Source organism: Pseudomonas sp. JH-2 (genome assembly GCF_036231725.1).
Taxonomy (GTDB): Bacteria; Pseudomonadota; Gammaproteobacteria; order Pseudomonadales; family Pseudomonadaceae; genus Pseudomonas; species Pseudomonas delhiensis.
Map to the genome: position 1 here is coordinate 169,553 of NZ_JAZAQP010000006.1, position 22,871 is coordinate 192,423.

Genomic DNA, 22,871 nt, shown 5'->3' on the forward strand with positions numbered 1-22,871 from the left:
TCCGTCCGGATTTCGACAACTGTCCCAGTTTCGACGAAAGCGCGCGAGCCCGCACCGCTCCCGGTCAACGCCGGGCCAGTAAAACCGTCGCCGGCGCGCCGGCCCGCCTGGCGCATGCCTTGCAACGTGACGAGCATCCACCTGCAAGAGGAAACGCCATGTTCAAGCACATCATCGCCCGCACCCCGGCCAGCAGCCTGGTCGACGGCCTGACCTCCAGCCACCTCGGCAAGCCGGACTTCGCCAGGGCCCTGGAGCAGCACAACGCCTACATCCGCGCACTGCAGACCTGCGACCTGGACATCACCCTGCTGCCGCCGGACGAGCGCTTCCCCGACTCGGTGTTCGTCGAGGACCCGGTGCTCTGCACCTCGCGCTGCGCCATCATCACCCGCCCCGGCGCCGAGTCGCGGCGCGGCGAGACCGCGATCATCGAGCAGACCATCCAGCGCTTCTACCCGGGCAAGGTCGAGCGCATCGAGGCGCCCGGTACGGTAGAGGCCGGCGACATCATGATGGTCGGCGAGCACTTCTACATCGGCGAATCGGCGCGCACCAACGCCGAGGGCGCCCGGCAGATGATCGCCCTGCTCGAGAAGCACGGCTTCACCGGCTCGGTGGTGCGCCTGGAGAAGGTGCTGCACCTGAAGACCGGGCTGGCCTACCTGGAGCACGGCAACCTGCTGGCCGCCGGCGAGTTCATCAGCAAGCCGGAGTTCCAGCACCTGAACATCGTCGAGATCCCCGAGGAAGAGGCCTATGCGGCCAACTGCATCTGGGTCAACGAGCGGGTGATCATGCCCGCCGGCTACCCGCGGACGCGGCAGAAGATCGCCGACCTCGGCTACCGGGTGATCGAGGTCGACACCTCCGAGTACCGCAAGATCGACGGCGGCGTCAGCTGCATGTCCCTGCGCTTCTGATCGGCCGCCCTGCCGGCGGGCCCTGCGGCCCGTCGACGCCGGCGCGGGCCCCCTCCCCTTCGCCGGCGCTCACGCGTGGCGGCCCCACCGCCACGCCACCGGTTGCCGTCTCGGAGGCGCAAGATGTCGATTTCGGATAAAGGAAAGCTGGGCCTGCCGGCGCTGACCGCCCTGGTGGTGGGCGGCATCATCGGCAGCGGTATCTTCAGCCTGCCGCAGAACATGGCCGAAGGCGCCGGCGCCGGGGCCATCCTCATCGCCTGGGGCATCACCTTCGTCGGCATGCTGACGCTGACGCGGGTGTTCCAGTGGCTGTCGACCACCTGCCCGGAACTGGACGACGGCGTCTACGGCTACGCCCGCGAGGGTTTCGGCGAGTACCTGGGCTTCAACGCCGCCTGGGGCTACTGGATTTCCGCCTGGGTCGGCAACGCCGGCTACCTGGTGGTGCTGTTCAGCGCCCTGGGCTCGTTCGGCGCCCTGGCCTTCTTCGGCGACGGCACCACCTGGCCGGCGCTGCTCGGCGAGCTGGTGGTGCTCTGGCTGATGCACGCATTCGTCCTGCACGGGGTGCACAACGCGGCCATCACCAATGCCATCGTCACCCTGGCCAAGGTGGTGCCCATCGCCCTGTTCATCCTCTGCGTCGCCCTGGCGTTCCGCGTCGAGGTGTTCCGCCTGGACTTCTGGGGCAGCCCGGCGCTGGGCAGCATCACCCGCCAGGTGGAAACCACCATGCTGTACACCGTGTGGGTGTTCCTCGGCATCGAGAGCGCCACCGTCTACGCCAGCCACGCGCGGCGCGCGGCCGACGTCAGCCGGGCCACCCTGCTCGGTTTCGTCATCACCCTGCTGTTGCTGGTCTGCGTCTCGGTGCTGTCGCTGGGGGTGGTACCGCAGCACGAACTGGCGCAGATGAAGAACCCGTCGATGGCCCAGGTGATGGCGGCCGCCGTCGGGCCCTGGGGCGCCACGCTGATCAACATCGGGCTGATCGTCTCGGTGGGCGGCGCACTGCTGGCCTGGACCATGCTGGCGGTGGAGATGCTCTACCTGGCCGGCCGCGGCGAAGGGCACACTGCGCCGGCGCTGTTCGGCAGGACCAATGCGGTCGACACGCCCGCCCCGGCGCTCTGGCTGACCAGCACGCTGATCTCGGTACTGCTGCTGATCGCCTTCCTCAACGCCTCGGGCTACAACGCGCTGATCCAGCTGGCCACCTCGATGGCGCTGATCCCCTACCTGCTGTGCGCCGGCTTCTGTCTCAGGCGCGTGCTGCGCCAGCCCACCCCGGCGCTGCTGGCGATGGCGACGCTGGGCACCGTCTATGGCGTCTGGCTGCTCTACGCCGCCGGCCTGAAGTACCTGCTGCTGTCGATGATCCTCTACGCCCCGGGGCTGGGCTTCTTCGTCCGCGCCCGGCGCCAGCGCGGCCTGGCGGCCTTCGGCAACGCCGGCGAACGGGCGCTGGGCGCGCTGGTGCTGGCCCTGGCACTGGTGGCGCTGTGGATGGTCGGCAGCGGCCGGCTGGGGCTCTAGTGGTTGACGGTGTACGACAACATCATCGAGAGCTGGCACAGCGGCCGGCCGCTCTGCTCGTGCCAGGCGTTGAAGGCGGCCTGCACGGCGGCTAGGTCCTTCTGGCTGGTGGGCGCCTTGTCGATGACTTCCTGGACCTTGAGCGCGGCGACCACGTCGTCGGAGGGGATGAAGGTGTCCTTGCCGGCCATGCGCAGGAAGCGCGGCGCCGACAGCCCGCCCAACTGGTTGCCGCGCTTGGCCAGCAGCTTCCACAGGCCGACGATGTCGGTCACCGGCCAGTCCGCCAGCAGCTTGCCGAAGCTGCCATGCTCATGGGCGATGTCGAGGATCATCTGGGCGTTGCGCGGCACGCTCTTGAGCTTGCCCAGGTGGCGGATCAGGCGGGTGTCCTGCATCAGGTTCTCCAGGCGTTCGCCGCCCATGAGCACCACCTTGTGCGGGTCGAAGCCAAAGAACACTTCCTCGAAGGCCGGCCACTTGGCGTCCACCAGGCTGTGCTTGAGGCCGGCGCGGAAGATGCGCAGGCTGATCAGCGACAGGTAGCGGTCATCGCTCACCGCGGCCAGCTCGGCCGGGCTTTTCGGCTGCGGCAAGCGCGCCTCCAGCGCCGCCACCGAGCCAAAGCGGTTCAGGCAGTATTCGTACAACCATTGGTAGTCGCGCATCGCCCTTCCTTTATTACAGGTTCATCACGTCGACGAAGCGCGGCGTGGCGTTGTCGTCGATGCGCAGGCTGGCGAAGTCGAACAGGTTGCGGTCGGCCAGCTGCGAGGGCACCACATTCTGCAGGGCGCGGAACATGATTTCGGTGCGACCGGGGGTCTTGCGCTCCCACTCCAGCAGCATCTCCTTGACCACCTGGCGCTGCAGGTTCTCCTGCGAGCCGCAGAGGTTGCAGGGGATGATCGGGAATTCCTTGAGCACCGAGTAGGCCTCGATGTCCTTCTCGTTGCAGTAGGCCAGCGGGCGGATCACCACGTTGCGGCCGTCGTCGGACAGCAGCTTGGGCGGCATGGCCTTGAGGGTGCCGCCGTAGAACATGTTGAGGAAGAAGGTCTCGAGGATGTCGTCGCGGTGGTGCCCCAGCGCCATCTTTGTCGCGCCTATCTCGTCGGCGTAGGTATAGAGGGTGCCGCGGCGCAGGCGCGAGCACAGCGAGCAGGTGGTCTTGCCCTCCGGGATCTTCTCCTTCACCACCGAGTAGGTGTCCTTCTCGATGATGTGGTACTGCACGCCGATGGATTCCAGGTAGGCCGGCAGCACGTGCTCGGGGAAGCCGGGCTGCTTCTGGTCCATGTTCACCGCGACGATCTCGAACTGGATGGGCGCGACCTTCTGCAGGTACAGCAGGACGTCGAGCAGGGTGTAGCTGTCCTTGCCGCCGGACAGGCAGACCATGACCTTGTCGCCGTCCTCGATCATGTTGAAGTCGGCGATGGCCTCGCCGACCTGGCGGCGCAGGCGTTTCTGCAGTTTGTTCTGGTTGACCGAAAGGGTACTGGCCATGGTGCTGTGGAATCCGGGGGGAAGACGAAAAGCTGGTTATTTTACGCGCACCCCGCCTTCATCGGTAGCCTGATGCTAGGCTCATGCCCATGACTTGCGACCTCGACGCCCGCCTCGACCTCGCCGGGCAGTTGCTCGAACTGCTGCGCGAGGCCCCCGAAGGCCTCTCCGAATACCAGTTGATCCAACAACTGAAGGCGCGGCATTCCACCCATGTCCCGCACCTGCCGCTGCTGGACAAGCTGGTGCTGTTCCGCACCCACTTCCTGGTGTTCAACGCCCTCTACCGCCTGCGCGATGAGCTTTGCGCCGAAGAAGCCGGCTTCCTGCAGATCGGCCCGCTGCAGATCCGCCTGCTGCCCTGGCAGAGCGGCGCGCCCGGCCTGGTGGAAAGCGACCCGCTGCGCGCCTACTACCTGGACGAGAGCAACCTGCGCGACACCACCGAGCGCGACGTGGAGAAGCTGCTGGAGAGCTTCTGGACGCGCATGCAGGGCGATGGCGAGAAGGCCGCCGCGCTAGCGCTGTTCGAGCTGGAGGACGGCCCCGTGGACTACGCGCTGATCAAGCTGCGCTACCGCCAGTTGGTCAGCCAGCACCACCCGGACCGCGGCGGCAGCACCACGCGCCTGCAGTCGATCAACAAGGCGATGGAAATTCTCGAGCGCTATTACAGCCGCCCATGAAACTCCGATTTGCTCTAACCCCAGGCAGGACGCGGCCCTGGGGCCTTTCCTATACTGCGACACAAGGTCGCACGAGTCTGACGGGCACCGGAAGGCGCTGTCCACGCGTCCCCGGCGCGGCGCTGGGAGGCGGCCTGCATAATAACGAGGAGGTTGCCGAGATGATCCATCATGTGTGGGGGCTCTTCACCCATCCCGATCAGGAATGGCAGGAAATCCGCGGCGAAGAAGAAAGCATCAGCCACATGTACCTGACCCATGTGCTGATATTGGCTGCCATCCCGGTCATCTGCGCCTACATTGGCACCACCCAGGTGGGTTGGGTGCTGGGCAGCGCGGGACCGGTCAAGTTGACACCGGCGAGCGCGATCCAGCTCACCGTGCTCACCTACCTGGCGATGCTCGCCGGCGTCGCCGTCATGGGCGCCTTCATCCACTGGATGGCGCGTACCTACGACGCCACCCCGAGCATGACCCAGTGCATAGTGTTCGCCGCCTACACGGCGACCCCGCTGTTCATCGGCGGCGTGGCCGCGCTCTACCCGCACCTGTGGCTGGGCATGGTCATAGGCACCGCGGCGGTCTGCTACACGGTCTACCTGCTCTACGTCGGCATCCCGACCTTCATGAACATTCCCAAGGACGAAGGCTTCCTGTTCTCCAGCTCGGTGCTGGCGGTGGGCCTGGTGGTGCTGGTGGCGATGATCGCGCTGTCGGTGATCCTCTGGGGCAGCGGCGTGGGGCCGGAATACACCTGAGGTTTGGCTGGCGAATGCAGACCGGGCCCTGGGGGCCCGGTTTTCGTTTTTTGGGGTTTGGTTTCTGGCTTGGCCACAGAGTGCTGTCGAAGTCCGCCCCCTCTCCCTAACCCTCTCCCTGAAGGGAGAGGGGACCGTTGGGCAGAATCTGGTGTCATGGCGTCAGCCGGTCAGCCGGTCAGCCCGGCAGGTTCCGGCTGAAACCACCACTTCTCTCGGCACGGACTAGCCCCCTCTCCCTTCAGGGCGGGGCGCGCAGCCGAGGGCTGGGGAGAGGGCGCTCTTGAACCTGGCACCTACGCCGCCGGCAAACTCCGTTCGCGAGCAAGCTCGCTCCTACGCAGAGCAACCTGCCAGCCTTGCCTGAAACTCCACCCGGCTTGCCCGAACCTGCACGGCGGACGAGCGGCCTGCACAACGCCGCCGGCTCCGGCATAATCGGCAGCCGCCGGAGAAAATACTGTATGCCCGAACAGCTCAACGCCCGTGTCGAAGCCTGCTACCAGATGGCAGAAGGCTTCTTCCAGCGCCGCTTCCCGCGCCCGGAAGTGAGCTTCCGCCTGCGCGGGCAGAAGGCCGGGGTGGCGCACCTGGACGAGAACCTGCTGCGCTTCAACCCCCAGCTCTACCGCGAGAACCGCGAGCACTTCCTCAAGCAGACCGTGGCCCACGAGGTCGCCCACCTGATCGCCCACCAGATGTTCGGCCCGCGCATCCGCCCCCATGGCGAGGAATGGCAGGTGATCATGCGCGGCGTCTACGGCCTGCCGCCGGACCGCTGCCACACCTACGAGGTCAAGCGGCGCCGCGCCACGCGCTACATCTACCGCTGCCGCTGCGACGAGAACCCTGACTTCCCCTTCTCCGCCCAGCGCCACAACCTGGTGGCCCAGGGCCGCCGCTACTACTGCCGGCGCTGCCGCACCACCCTGGTGTTCACCGGCGAAGTGGTGCGCGAGTAAGCCCCTTCAGGCGATCACCTTGGCCGCCTTCAGCGCCGCCACCTGCTCGTCGCTGTAGCCCAGCTCGGCCAGCACCTCGGCGCTGTGCGCGCCCGCGGCCACGCCTATGTGCCTGGGCGCCGGCAAGCCGGCGGAGAAGCGGATCGGGCAGGCCATCTGCCGCTGGCTGCGGCCATCGCCGCGGGGCACCTCGGTGACCAGGCCGCGGGCCTGGATCTGCGGGTGCTCCACCGCCTCGGACAGCGGCAGCATGGGCTCCACGCAGGCGTCCACGGCGGCGAAACGCTCGCACCAGTCGGCGAAGTCGCGCTTCTCGAACTCGATGGCGATCTCGCGCTTGAGCACCTGCTGCTCCTCGGCCTTGGGCGACAGGCCGCGGGCGGCCAGTTCCGGGCGGCCGATGGCGGCGCAGAACTGCTGCATGAACTGCGGCTCCAGGCTGCCCACCGAGAACCAGCGGCCGTCGCGGGTGCGGTAGTAGTCGTAGAAACTGCCGCCGTTCAGCGCCTGGGTCTCCATGCCCGGCTCCACGCCGCAGGCCAAGTAGCCGGCGCCGGCCATGCCGTTCAGGCTGAAGGCACAGTCGGTCATGCTGACGTCCACCTGCTGGCCCTCGCCGGTCTGCTGGCGGTGGATCACCGCGGCCAGCAGGCCCATCACCCCGTGCAGCGAGCCGCCGGCCAGGTCCGCCAGTTGCACGCCCAGGGGCAGCGGGCCGGTATCGCGGCGGCCGGTGTAGCTGGCCACGCCGGCCAGGGCCAGGTAGTTGATGTCGTGCCCGGCGCGGTCGCGGTAGGGCCCGGTCTGGCCGTAGCCGGTGATGGAGACGTAGATCAGCTTCGGGTTGATGGCCTTGAGCGCCTCGTAGCCGACGCCCAGCTTGTCCATCACGCCGGGGCGGAACTGTTCCAGGACGATGTCGTACTCGCGCACCAGCTGCTTCACCACCTCCACCGCCTCGGGCCGCTTCAGGTCCAGGGCGATGCTGCGCTTGTTGCGGTTGAGGTAGGCGTGGCTGGCCGAGACACCTTCGTCGTGGGGCGGCAGCACGCGCACCAGGTCCATGCGCGTGGGCGATTCCACGCGCAGCACCTGCGCGCCCATGTCGGCCAGCAGCAGCGAGGCGAAGGGCCCCGGCAGCAGGGTGGAGAAGTCGAGGACTTTCAGCGAGGCGAGCGGGCCGTTCATGGGCACTCCTGTGTCGTGGTTCTGCAGCCGGGCCTCAGAGCTTCATGCCGCGGCTGATGATTTCCTTCATGATCTCCGAGGTGCCGGCGAAGATGCGCTGGATGCGCGCGTTGGCGTACATCCGGCAGATCGGGTACTCCCACATGTAACCCCAGCCGCCGTGCAGTTGCACGCCCTCGTCGACCACCTTGCCGAGCAGTTCGGTGGTGAACAGCTTGGCCTCGGCGGCCACCTCGGGGCTGAGCTTCTTCTGGTTGTGGTCCATCACGCAACGGTCGGTGAACACCTGGGCCACGTCCACCTGGGTGCGCATCTCGGCGAGCTTGAAGCGGGTGTTCTGGAAGTGCGCGATGGGGCGGTCGAAGGCCTTGCGCTCCTTCACGTAGTCGATGGTCGCCTGCAACGCCGCCTCGGCCCCGGCCACCGCGCCGCAGGCGTTGGTCAGGCGCTCCTGGGCGAGCATGTTCATCAGGTAGTAGAAGCCGCCCTTGGCGTCGCCCAGCAGGTTCTCCTTGGGCACCTTGACGTCGTTGAAGAACAGCTCGGCGGTGTCCTGGCTCTTCATGCCCAGCTTCTTCAGGTTGCGCCCGCGCTCGAAGCCGGGCATGCCGCGCTCCACCAGGAACAGGCCCATGGCGTGCTTGTTGTTGGGGTCGGTCTTGGCCGCGACTATCACTAGGTCGGCCAGCAGGCCGTTGGAGATGAACACCTTGGAGCCGTTGAGGACGTAGTGGTCGCCCTTGTCCACCGCGGTGGTGCGCATGCCGGCCAGGTCGGAGCCGGCGGAGGGCTCGGTCATGGCCACGGCGAGGATGGTTTCGCCGCGGATGATCCCGGGCAGGAAGCGCGCCTTCTGTTCGGCATTGCCGTACTCGGCGATGTAGGGCCCGCACAGCGCCGAGTGCAGCGGGATCATGAAGCCCGGCTCGTTTATCCGCGCCAGCTCCTCGCACATGATCTGCTCGTAGCGGAAGTCCTTCAGCCCGGCGCCACCGTACTCCTCGTCGGCCCAGGGCAGCAGGAAGCCCTGCTCGCCGGCCTTCAGCCAGACGCTGCGGTCGACCACCCCGGCCTCTTCCCAGGCCTCCTGGTGCGGCACCACCTCCTTGGCGAGAAAGGCGGCGAAGGCATCGCGGAACAGGTTGTGCTCGATCTCGAAGTGTATGCGCTGCATGGCGGCGAATCCTGGTCGTTGGAGGTGCCGGCAGGTTAGGTGCCAGCCCCGCCGCGCCTCAATGACGGCAGCGCTCAGCCTGGATTGACGCTTTCGTTCAAGCGGTGATCGACGCGTGGAGTTGAAGAGCATCGCGGACGAAGTCCGCTCCTACGGTTCCGGGGACGCACGGCCGTAGGGCGTATAACGCCTACGGCGTTATCCGCCGTTGACCTTCGCGCCAGTGTGCCACTGGCGAAAAAAAGCCCCGCCAGGTGGCGGGGCCCAAACCATAGGAGTGACGTCTTGCTTCAGCGCGCTGTTACCACAGCGGCATGGTGTAGCTGAGGATCAGGCGGTTCTCGTCCACGGAGTTGGAGGAGGCGCTGTTGCTGGCGAAGTCGCTGCGGGTGGTCGCGTTGCGCCACTTGATGCCGAAGCCCTTGAGCGCGCCTTCCTGGACGACGTAGGCGATGTCGGTGTCGCGCTCCCATTCCTTGCCATCGTCGCCGCTGGCGTTGAGCAGGTCGACGTTGTCGCCCTTCACGTAGCGGGTCATGAAGGTCAGGCCGGGGATGCCGAGGCCGGCGAAGTTGTAGTCGTAGCGGGCCTGCCAGGACTTCTCGTCCTTGTTGGCGAAGTCCAGCACCTGGATGTAGTTCACCAGGTAGGGGTCGGTGCCGTTGATGTAGGCGAAGCCGGTGTCGCCGCTCATCTTCTGGTAGCCGACGCCGAAGGCGTGGTAGCCCAGGTTGTAGGTGACCATGGCGTTGAACGCCTTGTTGTCGACGTTGCTGCCGCCGTCGTCGGTGGACTTGGCCCAGCGGATGTCGGACTTCAGCGACTGGCCTTCGGCGATCGGCAGGGTCCAGCCGACGGTCAGGTAGTGCTGCTTGTAGAAGTCGTCCAGCTGGCCGTAGTGGTAGCCGGTGCTGAAGTTCTTGGTCCAGTTGTAGGTGGCGCCGGCGTAGTCGAACTCGTTGGTGGTGGTGCCGCTGCGCACGGAGATGTTCTTCTTGCCGCCGGTGGTGACGGTCATTTCCTCGTAGTCGGAGGAGTCGCGGCGGTTGGTCTGGTTCAGGCGGCCGGCGTCGAAGTTCAGGCCGTCGAGCTGGGTGGAGTTGATCGCGCTGCCCACGAAGAGCTGCGGCAGCAGGCGGCTGTCGTTGGTGACCACGACCGGCAGCTTGGGCGTCAGGGTGCCCATCTTCAGGGTGTTCTTCTCGTAGCGCAGCTTGAGGGTGGCGCCACCCTTGCTGAAATCGTCCGGAGCGTCGCCATCGGCGGTCTTGGGCAGCAGGCCGGTGCCGGTGCGGTCCGGGCTGGAGTCCAGCTTCAGGCCCAGGGCGGCGATGCCGTCGACGCCCACGCCGATGGTGCCGTCGGTGTAGCCCGATTCGAACTTCAGGATGAAGCCCTGGCCCCACTCTTCGGCCTTGCTCTGCTGGGCGGGGGTGGAACTGCGGAAATCCCGGTTGAAGTAGAAGTTGCGCAGTTCAACGTTGGCCTTGCTGTCCGAAATGAAGTCGGCATGAGCGACTGCGGGTACGACAATGCTGGCGCCGAGCACGGCCTGCGCCAGCCCGCCCATGGCAAAACCGGCGTAGTTCTTACGGATCATCAGGATTCCCCTTATGGTGTTTTAAGCGTTGAACACGCTGAGCGCCTGGCATGCAGGGCGCGGCCCCCATGGTCTCGCGCAGCCGTTTGGCGGCTCTTCTGTGTTGCGGGGAATCTTGGCCGGGGGTTATTTCAGATCGGCGGCATAGATATAAACTTTTTGTTACAGCTGAACTTTTCCGAAAAACTCGACTACGCGGTCATCGGCTGACAGTAGCGACTGCCAGCAATGACTGACGCACCGGACGGGCGGCAGTATGCTGTCGCCTCCCTCTCCACCACCGCGTCCATCCCATGCAAGAACTGCAACCGCTGATCGAGCGCTACGGCCCCGCCCTGCTCTTCCTCAATGTGCTGCTGGAACAGCTGGGCCTGCCGATTCCGGCCTACCCGGCGCTGATCGTCGCCGGCGCCCTGGCGCTGCAGGGGCACGGGGCATCCCTCGGCGAGGCGCTGGCAGTGGCCACCCTGGCCTGCCTGATCGCCGACACCGCCTGGTACTTCGCCGGCCGCCGCTATGGCGGCTTCCTGCTGCGCAGCATCTGCAAGGTGTCGCTGTCGCGCGACAGCTGCATCCGCCAGAGCCAGAGCCTGTACCTGCGCATCGGCCCGCGCGCGCTGCTGATCAGCAAGTTCCTGCCCGGCGCCGGCGCGCTGTCCACCAGCCTGGCCGGCATGACCGGCACGCCGCTGCGCCGCTTCCTCGGCTACGACTTCGCCGGCTCGGCGCTGTGGGTGGGCTCGGCGCTGCTGCTGGGCGCCGTCTTCAGCGACACCGTCGACAGCCTGCTGGGCTGGCTGCACGACTACGCCAGCCGCGGCCTGCTGTTGCTCCTGGCGGCCTTCGCAGCGTTCATCGCCTGGCGCCTGTGGCAGCGCTACAGCCTGCTGCGGCGCACCGCGCGGGTTCCCCGGATCAGCGTGGAGGAGCTGCGCGAGCGCCTGGACCAGGGCGATACCCCACTGATCCTCGACGTGCGCGCCGAGGCCGGCGAGGACGGCATCCCCGGGGCCATCCCGATGGCCCTGGACAGCCCACTGGACGGGCTGGCCGACAGCCTGGGCCGGGCCGACGTGGTCATCTATTGCGCCTGCCCCAACGAACTCTCCGCGGCCATGCTCGCCGAGCGCCTGCGCAAGCTCGGCTACCCGCGCGCCCGGGCGCTGTCCGGCGGGCTGGAGGCGTGGCATGCGAGCCAGGCCCGGGCCGGAGTCGACGCGCTTTCGTAGCAGCGGGTTCATCCGCGATCAATGCGCGATGCAGGGCTATCGCGGACGAAGTCCGCTCCTACGGGAATGACATTCCGCCGCGGGCTCCGGCAGCCGTGGCGATGGGTATCGCTTCGCTCAACCCATCCTACGACGGTGTTTCTCCTGCGCCGCGCAGGATTCCATCCGCGATTGGACTCACCGGCCACGCCGGGTACCCTGGCGGCACGGCCAACGGCGGATAACCGCGAACGGTTATTCGCCCTACGTCATGGGCGGGCCTGGCGTAGGGCGCATAACGCCTACGGCGTTATCCGCCGAATCGCGGGCAGGGCCCGCTCCTACAGATTGATGGAAAGCGTCAGCGCCGCGAGTGATCCCGGCGCAGCTCGGCCAGCCGCGCGGCCAGCAGGTCCAGGCCGGCTTCGCGGTCTTCCGGCAGGCGGCGCAGGGTCGCCTGGGTCAGGCGCATCTGGCGGATGAAGCGCCGGCAGTGGCGACACAGCAGCAGGTGGCGGCGCACCGCCAGTTTCTCGCGCAGGCCGAGCTGGCTGTCCAGCAGGTCGCTGGAGAGGGCCACCAGTTCCTTGCAGGTCAGCATTGGCCGGTCTCCTCGAAATGCTCCAGGGTGGCGAACAGCTTCAGCCGCCCGCGGTGCAGCAGCACCCGGACATTGGAGAGGGAAAGCGCCAGCAGATTACAGATTTCCTGCAACTCCAGCCCCTGGCGCTCGCGCAGCAGGAGCACGCTGCGCTGCATGTCCGACAGGCTGAGCAGGGTCTTTTCCAGGCACTCGCGCAGTTCGTCCTCGGCCAGCAGGGCCTCGGGCGAGTCCGAATGCCAGGCCTGGGGCGCGGCGCTCCAGTGGCCGTCGGCGGCGAAGCGGCTGTCGTCGACGCTGCCGTGGGGCGCCGGCAGGTCGTCCAGCGACACTTCCCGGCGCACCTGGCGCAGCCTGCTCTTGGCGGTGTTGGCGGTGACGGTCAGCAGCCAGGTCTTGAGGCTGGAACGCCCCTGGAAGCCGTCCAGGTGGCGCACCACCGCGAGCCAGGCGTCCTGCACCACCTCGTCGGCCAGCGAGGGGCCGACGATGGCGCGGGCCACGGCGCGCATGGCGCCCTGGTAGGCCGCGACCATCTCGCGGAAGGCCGCGTCCTCGCCGGCGCGCAGGCGCGCCAGCAGTTCGCCGTCGGCTTCGCCCACCCGGTCAGCGCTTGCGCAGGATCACGCTGCCGATGGAGTAGCCGGCGCCGAAGGAGCTGAGCACGCCGATGGAACCGGCGGGCAGGTCCTCGTGGTACTTGTGCAGGGCGATCACCGAGCCGGCCGAGCTGGTGTTGGCGTAGGTGTCGAGGATCACCGGCGCCTCGTGGGCCTCGGCGTCGCGGCCGAGCAGCTTGCGGGTGATCAGCAGGTTCATGTTGAGGTTGGCCTGGTGCAGCCAGAAGCGCTTGACCTCGGTGACCGGGATGTCGTTCTGCGCCAGGTGCTCGCCGATCAGCTCGGCGACCATCGGGCAGACGTCCTTGAACACCTTGCGGCCTTCCTGGACGAACAGCTTGTCGCGCTGGCCGATGCCCTCTTCCGCGGCGCGGTTGAGGAAGCCGAAGTTGTTGCGGATGTTGTTGGAGAACTGCGTCAGCAGCTTGCTGCTGACGATGTCGAACTGCTGCTTGCCGGCGGCCTGGTCGGCGCGCTCGACGACCACGGCGGTGGCGGCGTCGCCGAAGATGAAGTGGCTGTCGCGGTCACGGAAGTTCAGGTGGCCGGTGCAGATTTCCGGGTTGACCATCAGGATGGCGCGGGCCTGGCCCAGTTGCACGGCGTTGGCCGCGGCCTGCAGGCCGAATGTGGCCGAGGAGCAGGCCACGTTCATGTCGAAGCCGAAGCCCTGGATGCCGAGGGCGGCCTGGACCTCGATGGCCACCGCCGGGTAGGCGCGCTGCAGGTTGGAGCAGGCGACGATGACCCCGTCGATGTCCTGCGCGGTGCGGCCGGCGCGGTGCAGCGCCTCCCTGGCGGCATGCACGGCCATCTCGCAGAGGATGCCCCAGTCGTCGTTGCTGCGCTCGGGGATGCGCGGGACCATGCGCTGCGGATCGAGGATGCCTTCCTTGTCGACCACGAAGCGGCTCTTGATGCCGGAGGCCTTCTCGATGAAGGCCGAGCTGGATTCGCTCAGCGCTTCCAGTTCGCCCTTGGCGATGGCTTCGGCGTGCTGGTCGTTGTACTGGCGGACGTAGGTATTGAAGGACTCCACCAGTTCATCGTTGGAGATGCTGAACGGCGGGGTATAGAGACCGGTTCCGCTGATCACGACTTTATGCACGGTCAATCCTCTTCTCAATCTGGCTGCCGGCCCCGGCAGCATGGTTAGGCATCGATGTGCCCGCCCGCGGGCCGGCACTGCAAAAAGGGGTTCGGCCCGCATGGGCCTGAGGGCACGGCCTGATGACCAGGCAGTGTGCCATCGAAGGTGGCGCGCTGGCATCTTCCACCGCCCAACGGCGACGGCGCTGCGCGGCGCTCGAATAACCGCCGATTATGCGGCAAATCGTCGGCAAATGCCGCTACCGCGGCGCAGTTTTCCAGCATACAGACCTTGTACCGGCCGGTGATTGAAATTCCCGAAAGCCGCTATAGACAGACGATCCAAGCGAGTTGGCGGAACCACCCTGCGCTCTTGCGCAAATGCCCTTGGGGCGAGTGCCCGCATGCCATCGGGCAGGTGCGCTGAACCCCGGCAGGAAAACCGCTGTCGAGGAAAGGGGCGCCCGCCGGCGCCCCTTTTCATTGGCAAGCACAGAGGTAGCGATGCTGGTTTCCCTTCAGGCGCTGCGGGCCCTGGCCGCCTGGCTGGTGGTGTTCCATCACTTCATGCAGGTGTTCTTCGATTTTCGCGCCGACAGCCTCGGCGGGCGCCTGCTGTCCACCCGCGGCCAGGTCGGGGTGGACATCTTCTTCGTCCTCAGCGGTTTCGTCATCCAGTTGTCCTGCGCCGGGCGCCAGGTGCCCGGCCTGACATTCCTGGCCCAGCGGCTGGCACGCATCGCCCCGGCCTACTGGCTGTACACCGCCATCACCGCGCTGATCCTCTACGCCTTCGGCAACCTGATGCCGGTCTACGGCGTGGCCCTGCCGCAGCTGCTGCTGTCGCTGCTCTTCCTGCCCAGCCAGAACCCCGGCGGCTTCGGCTTCTACCCGATACTGCCGGTGGGCTGGACGCTGAACTTCGAGATGCTCTTCTACCTGCTGTTCGCCCTCTCCTTCGCCGTGGGCGAACGCTGGCGCCCCTGGCTGGTGGGCGCGCTGCTGGCCCTGGTCAGCGGCGTGCTGGCGAAGGCGCCGTGGCTGAGCAACTTCTACCGCGACCCCATCGTCTGCGAATTCCTCTTCGGCCTGCTGCTGGCCGAACTCCACCGCCGCGGCCTGCTGCGCCTGCGCGCCTCGGTGGCGCTGCCGCTGGCGCTGGGCGCGGTGCTGGTGCTGCTGCACTTCCCCGCCGAGCATCCCTGGCGCCCGCTCACCTGGGGCCTGCCCAGCGCGGTGCTGGTGGCCGCCTGCGTGGCGCTGGAGCCGTGGTTCGCCGGCTGCCGCCCGCTCAAGGCGCTGGGCGACTGGAGCTATTCGGTGTACCTGGTCCACGTGATAGTGCTGTGGCTGGGCAGCTACTGGCTGCACCAGCGCCTGGGCCTGGGCCCGTACCAGACGCTGGCGCTGTGCCTGCCGGCGATCCTGTTGCTGGCCTGGCTGAGCTACGAATGGGTGGAGCTGCGCCTGGGCCGGCGCCTGAAGCGGGCCTGGGCGCCGCGCCCGGTGCCGGCCTAGCCGTCGCTGCAGACCAGGCGGTTGCGCCCCAGGGCCTTGCCGCGGTAGAGGCGGTGGTCGCAGCAGCGGTACAGGGCCTCGGCGTCGTCGCCGTCCTGCGGCCACTCGGCCAGGCCGAAGGTGGCCGACAGCGGGATGACATGGCCGCGATACAGCAGCGGGTTGGCCGCCAGGTCCGTGCGCAGGCGCTCCACCAGCGGCGTGGCGTCGAAGCCAACGGTGTTGCGCAGCAGCAGGGCGAACTCCTCGCCACCCAGGCGGCCGATCATGTCGCCGGCGCGCAGGTGCAGGCGCAGCCGGGCGCAGAGGTACTGCAGGGCCTTGTCGCCGGCGTCGTGGCCCCAGCGGTCGTTGACGTCCTTGAAGTGGTCCACGTCCAGCAGCACCAGCACCCAGCGCTGGTCGTTGCCGCGGGCCTCCTCCAGGCAACGCAGCACCGCGCGCTGGAAGGCCTCGCGGCTGGCCACGCCGGTCAGCGCGTCGCTCATCGCCAGGCGCCGCAGCAGTTGCTGGGCCTGGGCGCGGCGGGTTTCGTAGATGTGCACGAAGGCCATGATCAGCAGGCCGCAGAGGATGGCGTTGCTCAGGTCGATCATCCCCGGGGCGTCCAGGCGCATCGGGTGCTGGCGCAGGTAGAGCAGCGCGGCCACGCCGACGAAGGGCACCGAGAGCAGGAAGCCGCGCCACGCCCCCAGCAGCAGGTAGGCCATCACCGGCATCAGGTAGAGCCAGACGAAGGCCGTGGCCGAGGCCTGCGGCATGATGATGATGTAGACCAGGAAGCAGAAGGTGGGCAGCAGGTAGGCGTAGATCCACGGCGTCAGGTCGCGCACCCGCACCAGGCGCCAGGTGGCCCAGAGCAGCAGCAGGCAGACCAGCACCTCCAGGCCCGCCAGCAGGTAGTTGCCATTGAGGCACTGGAGCACCGAGAAGACGCCCAGGGTCAGTCCGGTGCAGAGGAAGATCAGGCGCATCAGCAGGCGCTGGTCGGCCAGGTCCAGTCCGCTGGTGCTGGCTGCCGGCTCCCCCGGCGCGTTGGCTTTTGCCTTGTCGTGCATGGCTACCTTTCCCTGGCCCCGCCCGGCATGGCGGAGCGCTGGACGAAACGACCGCCCATCCGCGTGGGTGGAGTCTAGCCAGTCCGCCCGCCCGGCATCACCGCCGGTCGTCGCCCGCCGGACGGTGCAACGGAGGCGCCCACCACCCCCACGGCGAATTCACGGCAGCTTCATCGCCGCTGCGCTAGCCTTCGAGGAACCCCAACCACGGAGGGCGCCCATGCGCGTACTGATCGCTTCGCTGTCCCTGCTGGCCCTGGCCGGCTGCTCGTCCTACCAGGCCAAGCAAACCGGCACGGTGCCCGCCGACCGCCTGCTGGGCTTCCAGCAGAGCGCCCAGGGCGGCGCCAAGGTCGAGATCGAGCGCGACCTGGGCTTCCTCGGTGGCGGCTGCATGGTCGCCTTCAAGATCGACCGCCAGTTGGCCGCGCGTATCGCCGTGGGCGAGACCGCCAGCTTCCAGCTGCCGCCCGGCCAGCACATCGTCGGCATCGGCGCCGACGAACAGGGCGAGGGCCTGTGCAGCAAGGGCCTGCTGCGCCGCGAACTGCTGGTGGACCTCGCCGCCGGCGAGACCGCGCAGTTCCGCATCCTCAGCGACGCCAACAAAGGCTTCGACATCCTCCCGGCCCAGCGTTGACGCCCGGGCGGGGCCACGGCCCCGCCCTTCCCCGCTTTACCCGTCGATACGTCGCACCAGGCGCGCCTGCAGCTGCTCCAGCTCGGCGGGGTCGGCCTTCTGCGCGGCGTGGATGCCCAGGCCCTGGCCGGCATAGCGCGGCACTATGTGCACGTGGATGTGGAACACCGTCTGCCCGGCCGGCGCGCCGTTGAACTGGGCCACCTGCACGCCGTCGGGGTTCAGCTCGTCGACGATCGCGCGGGTCAGGCGCTGCACCACGCCCATCACCTTGCACAGCGCGTCGGGGTCGACCTCGAGGATGTTGCGCGCGGCGCTGCGCTTGGGCACCACCAGCGCATGGCCGTGGGACTGCGGGAAGAGGTCGAGGAAGGCGAGCACGTCGTCGTCCTCGTACAGCTTGTAGCAGGGGGCGTCGCCGCGAATGATCTGGGCGAAGATGTTCTGCGGGTCGTAGGTGCCTTGCAGGCTCATGGCGCTGTCCTTGAGCGGTGGATCGGAGGCAGCACCATACCGGCTCGCGGCGCCGCTGGCACCTCCCCCCAGCAGGTTCGGCGGCGTATGCTGGGCGTTCGACTTTCAGACCGGAGTTCCCATGCCTTCGCTCGCCGACTTCCCGATCACCCGCAAATGGCCCGCCACCCGCCCCGACGTCCTGCAGCTGTACTCGCTGCCCACGCCCAACGGCGTGAAGGTGTCGATCATGCTGGAGGAAACCGGCCTGGCCTACGAGCCGCACCTGGTCAGCTTCGAGCGCAACGACCAGTTCAGCCCGGAATTCCTCTCGCTGAACCCGAACAACAAGATCCCCGCCATCCTCGACCCCAACGGCCCCGGCGGCCAGCCGCTGGCGCTGTTCGAGTCCGGCGCCATCCTCATCTACCTGGCCGACAAGACCGGCCAGCTGCTGCCCCAGGACCCAGCCCGGCGCTACGAGGCGATCCAGTGGCTGATGTTCCAGATGGGCGGCATCGGCCCGATGTTCGGCCAGCTCGGCTTCTTCAACAAGTTCGCCGGCCGCGAGATCGAGGACAAGCGGCCGCTGAATCGCTACGTGGAGGAGTCCCGGCGGCTGCTCGCGGTGCTGGACCAGCGCCTGGAAGGGCGCGACTGGGTGATGGGTCAGGAATACGGCATCGCCGACATCGCCATCTTCCCCTGGGTGCGCAACCTGGTGGGCTTCTACGAGGCCGGCGACCTGGTGCAGTTCGAGCGTTTCGGCAATGTGCAGCGGGTGCTGGAAGCCTTCCTGGCGCGGCCGGCCGTGCAGCGGGGGTTGGGGATTCCGGAGCGGGGTTGAGGTTGGGGTTGGGCCTGTAGGAGCGAGCTTGCTCGTGAACGATGGCAGCCGGGCGGGTCGGTGCGCATCCTCAAGAACGCCCTCTCCCTAACCCTCTCCCTGAAGGGAGAGGGGACCGTTCGGCGTACTCGGGTGTTTCGGCGTTAGCCGGCTTGTACCGAGCCTCCGGCTAACACCAAATCCTTTCTCGGCACGGACAAGCCCCCTCTCCCTTCAGGGAGAGGGCTGGGGAGAGGGGACGGACTTCGACACCGCTCCGGAGCCGAACCTGACACCATCGTTCGCGAGCAAGAACTAGGCGTCCCCCTCGCTCCTACGAAAAACCGCGTCAGGCCTCCACCTGGCTCCATTGCTTGGACAGGCGCTTGTCCGACACCGGCACCTTGGTCCCCAGTTGCTGGGCGAACAGCGACACGCGGTATTCCTCCAGCATCCAGCGGTACAGGGTCAGCTGCGGGTCGCGCTTGCCTTCCTGGGCGTGCTTGGCCTGGCGGGCCTTGTACTGGTCCCAGTAGCCGGCCATCTCGCCGCTCCACACGCGGTCGCGCTGGACCTGGCCGGCGACCTTGTCCAGGCGCTGTTCCACCGCCTTCAGGTAGCGCGGGTATTCCTTCAGCCATTCCAGCGGGGTGTCGCGGACGAAGCCGGGGTAGACCAGGTTGGCCAGTTGCCCCTTCACGTCGTTGAGCGGCACCGTCATGGCCAGGTCGACCTTGCCCTTGAAGCGCTTCTGCAGGCCGTGCCACAGCTTGAGGATTTCCAGCACCAGGCGGGCGATGCGCTCGGCGTGCTCGGTCCAGGCGCCGCGCTTCTTCTCCGCCAGCGAGGCCAGGGCCGCGCCGTCGCGGGGCAGGTTCGCCTCGCCTTCGAGGATGCAGTTGTCCAGGCTGGCCAGGAGGATGTCTTCCACCAGCGCCTCGACGCGGCCCAGCTCGCGGTACAGCAGGCCCATCTCGGTCTGCCCCGGCAGCTTGCCGCGGAGGAACTTGGCCGGCTCGGCGAGCTGCTGCAACAGCAGGCGCTGCAGGGCGCGGCGGTGCTGGTACTCGGCCTCGGCCTGGGTCGGGAAGCGGTTTTCCTTGACCGTGCCGCCCTCCTCCACCAGCGCCGGATAGACCGTCATCGACAGCCCGGCGACCTTCTGCTGGGCCTTCTCGGCCACCTCGGCGAAGCCCTTGGCTTCCACCGGTTTCTGCGGCTTGTCGGCCTGCGGGATGGCCAGGGCGGCCTGGCTGGCTTCGGCGAAGCGCGCGGTGAGTTCGGCGAGGTCGCGGCCTTCGCCGAGGAACTTGCCGCGGGCGTCCACCACCTCGATGTTCATCCGCAGGTGGCTTTCCACCTGGGTCTCGGCTTCGGCCCAGGCTTCCTCGGCCACGCGGCCGCCGGTCATGCGTTGTAGTTCGCGACCGAGGGCCTCGGGCAGCGCGCCTTCGGCGAAGACCATCTTGCCCAGCGCCGCGCGGACGAAGTCCGGCACCGGCACGAAGTTCTTGCGGATGGCCTTGGGCAGGTTGCGCACCAGCGCCACGCACTTGGCCTCCAGCAGGCCCGGCACCAACCATTCCAGGCGCTCGGCGGGCAGCTGCGGCAGCAGCGGCGCCGGCACCCGCAGGGTCACGCCGTCGCGCGGGTGGCCCGGCTCGAAGTGGTAGGTCAGCGGCAACTGCAGCTCACCCAGGCGCAGGCGGTCCGGGTAGAGGCCGGCGGTGACTTCGCTGGCGTCGCGGGCGAGCACGTCTTCCTCGCGCATGATCAGCAGGTCGGGCTGCTGCTTGTGCTCGCGCTCGTACCATTTCTCGAAGCTGGCGGTCTGGTAGATGTCCGCCGGCAGGCGCGCGTCGTAGTAGGCGAACAGGGTTTCTTCGTCGGCGAGGATGTCGCGGCGGCGCGCCTTGGCCTCCAGCTCGTCGAGCTTTTCCAGCAGTTGGCGGTTGGCCGAGAGGCACTTGGCGCGGCTGTTGATTTCGCCGCGCACCAGCGCCTCGCGGATGAACAGCTCGCGCGCCACCGGCGGGTCGATGGGGCCGTAGTGCACGGCGCGACGGCCGACGATGATCAGCCCGTAGAGGGTCACCTGCTCGTAGGCCACCACCTGGCCGCGCTTCTTCTCCCAGTGCGGTTCCAGGTGGTTCTTCTTCACCAGGTGGCCGGCCAGGGGTTCCAGCCAGTCCGGCTCGATCTTCGCCACCATGCGGGCGAACAGCTTGGTGGTCTCGACCAGTTCGGCGGCCATGATCCACTGCGGCTTCTTGCGCCCGATGACGCTGGAGGGGTGGATCCAGAAGCGCCGCTGGCGCGCGCCCAGGTAGTCGCCGTCCTCGGACTTCTGGCCGATCTGGCTGAGCAGGCCGGAGAGGATGGCCTTGTGCACCGCGCCATAGTCGATGTCGCGCTTGGGCTGCTCCCCTTCCTTGTAGGAGCGAGCTTGCTCGCGAACGCTCTTCGCGTCTTTGGCCGCCTGGGGTTTCGGAGCGTTGGGTTGTTCGCGAGCAAGCTCGCTCCTACGGGGAGCATCGCCCTTGCCGAAGGGGAGTTTGAGTTCGCGGCAGATCAGGGTGAGCTGGCGGTGCGCGTCTCTCCACTCGCGAAGACGCAAATAGTTGAGGAAGTTCTTCCGACACCAGCTGCGCAGGGCGTTGGAGCCCAGGGCCTGGCGCTGTTCCTCGAAGCCGCGCCAGAGGTTGATCAGCGCGGCGAAGTCCGAGTCCGGGTCCTTCCACTGCGCGTGGGCCTGGTCGGCGGCCTGCTGGCGTTCGATCGGGCGTTCGCGCGGGTCCTGCACGGAGAGCGCGCTGGCCACCGTCAGCACTTCGTTGAGGCTGCCCTGGTTGGCCGCTTCCAGCAGCATGCGGCCCAGCCGCGGGTCCACCGGCAGGCGCGCCAGTTGGCGGCCCAGCGGCGTCAGCTGGCCCTCGCGGTTCACCGCCGAGAGCTCCTGCAGCAGGGTGAAGCCGTCCTTGATCGCCTTGCCGTCCGGCGGCTCGATGAAGGGGAAGGCCTCGATGTCACCCAGGCGCAGGTGGAGCATCTGCAGGATCACCGCCGCCAGGTTGGTGCGCAGGATTTCCGGGTCGGTGAAGGCCGGCCGGCCGTTGAAGTCTTCCTCGCTGTACAGGCGCACGCAGATGCCCGGCTCGACCCGCCCGCAGCGGCCCTTGCGCTGGTTGGCGCTGGCCTGGGAGATGGCCTCGATGGGCAGGCGCTGGACCTTGGCGCGGTAGCTGTAGCGGCTGATGCGCGCGGTGCCGCTGTCGATCACGTAGCGGATGCCCGGCACCGTCAGCGAGGTCTCGGCGACGTTGGTGGCGAGCACGATCTTGCGCCCCGGCATGGGCGCGAAGATCTTCTGCTGCTCCGCCGGGGTCAGCCGCGCGTACAGCGGCAGCACCTCGGTATGGCGCAGGTTGGCCTTGCGCAGCATGTCGGCGGCATCGCGAATCTCACGCTCGCCGGGAAGGAACACCAGCACGTCGCCGGGGCGCTTGCCGATCTCGCGCTCGTGGGCGGCGATCTCGTCCAGCGCGCGGAGGATGCCTTCGTCCACCGAGAGGTCGTCGAACAGCGCTTCGCCGTCTTCGTCCACTTCCGCGGCCAGCGGCCGGTACCAGGTGTCCACCGGGTAGGTGCGCCCGGAGACCTCGACGATGGGCGCATCGCCGAAATGCCTGGAGAAGCGCTCCAGGTCGATGGTCGCCGAGGTGATGATCAGCTTGAGGTCGGGCCGGCGCGGCAGCAGGGTCTTGAGGAAGCCGAGCAGGAAGTCGATGTTCAGGCTGCGCTCGTGGGCCTCGTCGACGATGATGGTGTCGTAGCGCTCCAGGTAGCGGTCGTGCTGGGTCTCGGCCAGCAGGATGCCGTCGGTCATCAGCTTGACCAAGGTGCTGTCGTCGCTCTGGTCCTCGAAGCGCACCTGGTAGCCCACCAGCGAACCCAGCGGCGTGCCGATCTCCTCGGCCACCCGTGTGGCGACGCTGCGCGCAGCCAGGCGGCGCGGCTGGGTGTGGCCGATCAGGCCGTGGCTGCCGCGGCCCAGCTCCAGGCAGATCTTCGGCAGCTGGGTGGTCTTGCCCGAGCCGGTCTCGCCGGCGATCACCACCACCTGGCTCTTCTGCAGCGCGGCCTTGATCTCGTCGCGCTTGGCGGCGATGGGCAGGCTGTCGTCGTAGCGGATCGCCGGGACGCTGGCGCGGCGCGCCTCGACCTTGGCGCAGGAGGCCTGGAAGCGCTCGACCCACTGCGCCAGTTTGCCTTCGTCGGGGTGCTTGCGCAGTTCGTGGAACTGCCGGCGCAGGCGGTGGCGGTCGCGGATCAACGCCTGGTCGAGGCGTTGCAGGAGCTGGTCGGGGCTGGGCGTTACGTCGGTCATCGGCTGCGCTGGCGTTTCGGCGGAATGCGGCCGCGCGCCTGGCAGGCGGCCGCTCCGGAATGGGACAAATGCGGGGATTGTCGCAGACCAGCGGCCGGCGCCGCCATGCCCAATGCATGGCGGCGGCTTTTC

Annotated in this window: 20 protein-coding genes; 9 read left to right on the forward strand and 11 right to left on the reverse strand. The window is 67.8% G+C overall.

The features are described from left to right. Nucleotides 1-158: 158 nt before the first annotated feature. Together ddaH and VV867_RS06590 are read left to right on the forward strand one after the other, a co-directional pair. Nucleotides 159-923: a dimethylargininase gene (gene ddaH, locus VV867_RS06585; RefSeq protein ID WP_109936303.1), complete on the forward strand. Its 765-nt coding sequence runs from the start codon at nucleotides 159-161 to the stop codon at nucleotides 921-923. A gap of 123 nt (nucleotides 924-1,046) precedes the next feature. Further along, nucleotides 1,047-2,462: a basic amino acid/polyamine antiporter gene (locus VV867_RS06590; RefSeq protein WP_328565922.1), complete on the forward strand. Its 1,416-nt coding sequence runs from the start codon at nucleotides 1,047-1,049 to the stop codon at nucleotides 2,460-2,462. On the opposite strand, the gene VV867_RS06595 is transcribed toward VV867_RS06590, so the two are convergent. Continuing rightward, entirely contained in the window at nucleotides 2,459-3,130 is a 672-nt protein-coding gene (locus tag VV867_RS06595) for a DNA-3-methyladenine glycosylase I (RefSeq protein ID WP_328565923.1), read from the reverse strand. The two genes, VV867_RS06590 and VV867_RS06595, sit on opposite strands and share 4 nt — an antisense overlap. A 13-nt stretch (nucleotides 3,131-3,143) precedes the next feature. Beyond that, entirely contained in the window at nucleotides 3,144-3,971 is an 828-nt protein-coding gene (gene ttcA, locus VV867_RS06600) for a tRNA 2-thiocytidine(32) synthetase TtcA (RefSeq protein WP_328565924.1), read from the reverse strand. Between the two features lie 89 nt (nucleotides 3,972-4,060). Here ttcA and VV867_RS06605 point away from each other — a divergent pair, with 89 nt between their 5' ends. From VV867_RS06605 to VV867_RS06615, 3 genes are all read left to right on the forward strand, one after another. Next, entirely contained in the window at nucleotides 4,061-4,657 is a 597-nt protein-coding gene (locus tag VV867_RS06605; RefSeq protein ID WP_109937315.1) for a DNA-J related domain-containing protein, read from the forward strand. 161 nt (nucleotides 4,658-4,818) lie between these two features. Then, nucleotides 4,819-5,415 carry a Yip1 family protein gene (locus tag VV867_RS06610; protein ID WP_109936299.1) on the forward strand — a complete coding sequence of 199 codons (597 nt, stop codon included), beginning with the start codon at nucleotides 4,819-4,821 and terminating at the stop codon, nucleotides 5,413-5,415. A gap of 464 nt (nucleotides 5,416-5,879) precedes the next feature. Continuing rightward, nucleotides 5,880-6,377 carry a SprT family zinc-dependent metalloprotease gene (locus tag VV867_RS06615; protein WP_328565925.1) on the forward strand — a complete coding sequence of 166 codons (498 nt, stop codon included), beginning with the start codon at nucleotides 5,880-5,882 and terminating at the stop codon, nucleotides 6,375-6,377. 6 nt (nucleotides 6,378-6,383) lie between these two features. On the opposite strand, the gene VV867_RS06620 is transcribed toward VV867_RS06615, so the two are convergent. The 3 genes from VV867_RS06620 to VV867_RS06630 all read right to left on the reverse strand — a co-directional run bounded on the left by VV867_RS06620 (nucleotide 6,384) and on the right by VV867_RS06630 (nucleotide 10,339). Beyond that, on the reverse strand, nucleotides 6,384-7,565 hold the full coding sequence (locus VV867_RS06620; protein WP_328565926.1) for a CaiB/BaiF CoA transferase family protein: 1,182 nt from the start codon (nucleotides 7,563-7,565) through the stop codon (nucleotides 6,384-6,386). Between the two features lie 34 nt (nucleotides 7,566-7,599). Continuing rightward, entirely contained in the window at nucleotides 7,600-8,739 is a 1,140-nt protein-coding gene (locus VV867_RS06625) for an acyl-CoA dehydrogenase family protein (RefSeq protein ID WP_109936297.1), read from the reverse strand. A gap of 301 nt (nucleotides 8,740-9,040) precedes the next feature. Beyond that, the gene (locus VV867_RS06630; RefSeq protein WP_275627368.1) at nucleotides 9,041-10,339 is read right to left on the reverse strand and encodes an OprD family porin; all 1,299 of its coding nucleotides are present in this window, start codon (nucleotides 10,337-10,339) and stop codon (nucleotides 9,041-9,043) included. 293 nt (nucleotides 10,340-10,632) lie between these two features. Here VV867_RS06630 and VV867_RS06635 point away from each other — a divergent pair, with 293 nt between their 5' ends. Next, nucleotides 10,633-11,568 (forward strand): DedA family protein/thiosulfate sulfurtransferase GlpE, encoded by a 936-nt coding sequence (locus tag VV867_RS06635; protein WP_328565927.1) that lies wholly within the window; start codon nucleotides 10,633-10,635, stop codon nucleotides 11,566-11,568. Between the two features lie 340 nt (nucleotides 11,569-11,908). On the opposite strand, the gene VV867_RS06640 is transcribed toward VV867_RS06635, so the two are convergent. The 3 genes from VV867_RS06640 to VV867_RS06650 all read right to left on the reverse strand — a co-directional run bounded on the left by VV867_RS06640 (nucleotide 11,909) and on the right by VV867_RS06650 (nucleotide 13,876). Next, nucleotides 11,909-12,148, reverse strand: coding sequence for a zf-HC2 domain-containing protein (locus tag VV867_RS06640; RefSeq protein ID WP_109936294.1), 240 nt, complete (start codon nucleotides 12,146-12,148; stop codon nucleotides 11,909-11,911). Beyond that, nucleotides 12,142-12,684 carry an RNA polymerase sigma factor gene (locus tag VV867_RS06645; RefSeq protein WP_256596013.1) on the reverse strand — a complete coding sequence of 181 codons (543 nt, stop codon included), beginning with the start codon at nucleotides 12,682-12,684 and terminating at the stop codon, nucleotides 12,142-12,144. The genes VV867_RS06640 and VV867_RS06645 overlap by 7 nt, the downstream gene beginning before the upstream one ends. A 70-nt stretch (nucleotides 12,685-12,754) precedes the next feature. Beyond that, complete coding sequence (locus VV867_RS06650; protein ID WP_109937314.1) at nucleotides 12,755-13,876, reverse strand: beta-ketoacyl-ACP synthase III; 1,122 nt, start codon at nucleotides 13,874-13,876, stop codon at nucleotides 12,755-12,757. 485 nt (nucleotides 13,877-14,361) lie between these two features. Between VV867_RS06650 and VV867_RS06655 the strand changes: the two genes are divergently transcribed. Further along, the gene (locus tag VV867_RS06655) at nucleotides 14,362-15,375 is read left to right on the forward strand and encodes an acyltransferase family protein (RefSeq protein ID WP_328565928.1); all 1,014 of its coding nucleotides are present in this window, start codon (nucleotides 14,362-14,364) and stop codon (nucleotides 15,373-15,375) included. On the opposite strand, the gene VV867_RS06660 is transcribed toward VV867_RS06655, so the two are convergent. Further along, entirely contained in the window at nucleotides 15,372-16,433 is a 1,062-nt protein-coding gene (locus tag VV867_RS06660) for a GGDEF domain-containing protein (protein WP_328565929.1), read from the reverse strand. The genes VV867_RS06655 and VV867_RS06660 overlap by 4 nt on opposite strands. Before the next feature lie 220 nt (nucleotides 16,434-16,653). Between VV867_RS06660 and VV867_RS06665 the strand changes: the two genes are divergently transcribed. Beyond that, complete coding sequence (locus tag VV867_RS06665) at nucleotides 16,654-17,073, forward strand: 3-isopropylmalate dehydratase (protein ID WP_328565930.1); 420 nt, start codon at nucleotides 16,654-16,656, stop codon at nucleotides 17,071-17,073. Nucleotides 17,074-17,109: 36 nt separating this feature from the next. Here VV867_RS06665 and VV867_RS06670 read toward each other — a convergent pair whose 3' ends face one another. After that, nucleotides 17,110-17,547: an HIT family protein gene (locus VV867_RS06670; RefSeq protein WP_089391891.1), complete on the reverse strand. Its 438-nt coding sequence runs from the start codon at nucleotides 17,545-17,547 to the stop codon at nucleotides 17,110-17,112. A gap of 121 nt (nucleotides 17,548-17,668) precedes the next feature. On the opposite strand from VV867_RS06670, the gene VV867_RS06675 reads away from it, so the two are divergent. Continuing rightward, nucleotides 17,669-18,373, forward strand: a complete 705-nt coding sequence (locus VV867_RS06675; RefSeq protein ID WP_328565931.1) for a glutathione S-transferase N-terminal domain-containing protein — start codon at nucleotides 17,669-17,671, stop codon at nucleotides 18,371-18,373. 328 nt (nucleotides 18,374-18,701) lie between these two features. Here the strand turns inward: VV867_RS06675 and hrpA are convergent, their stop codons facing one another. Next, entirely contained in the window at nucleotides 18,702-22,739 is a 4,038-nt protein-coding gene (hrpA, locus tag VV867_RS06680) for an ATP-dependent RNA helicase HrpA (protein WP_328565932.1), read from the reverse strand. Nucleotides 22,740-22,871: the final 132 nt, after the last annotated feature.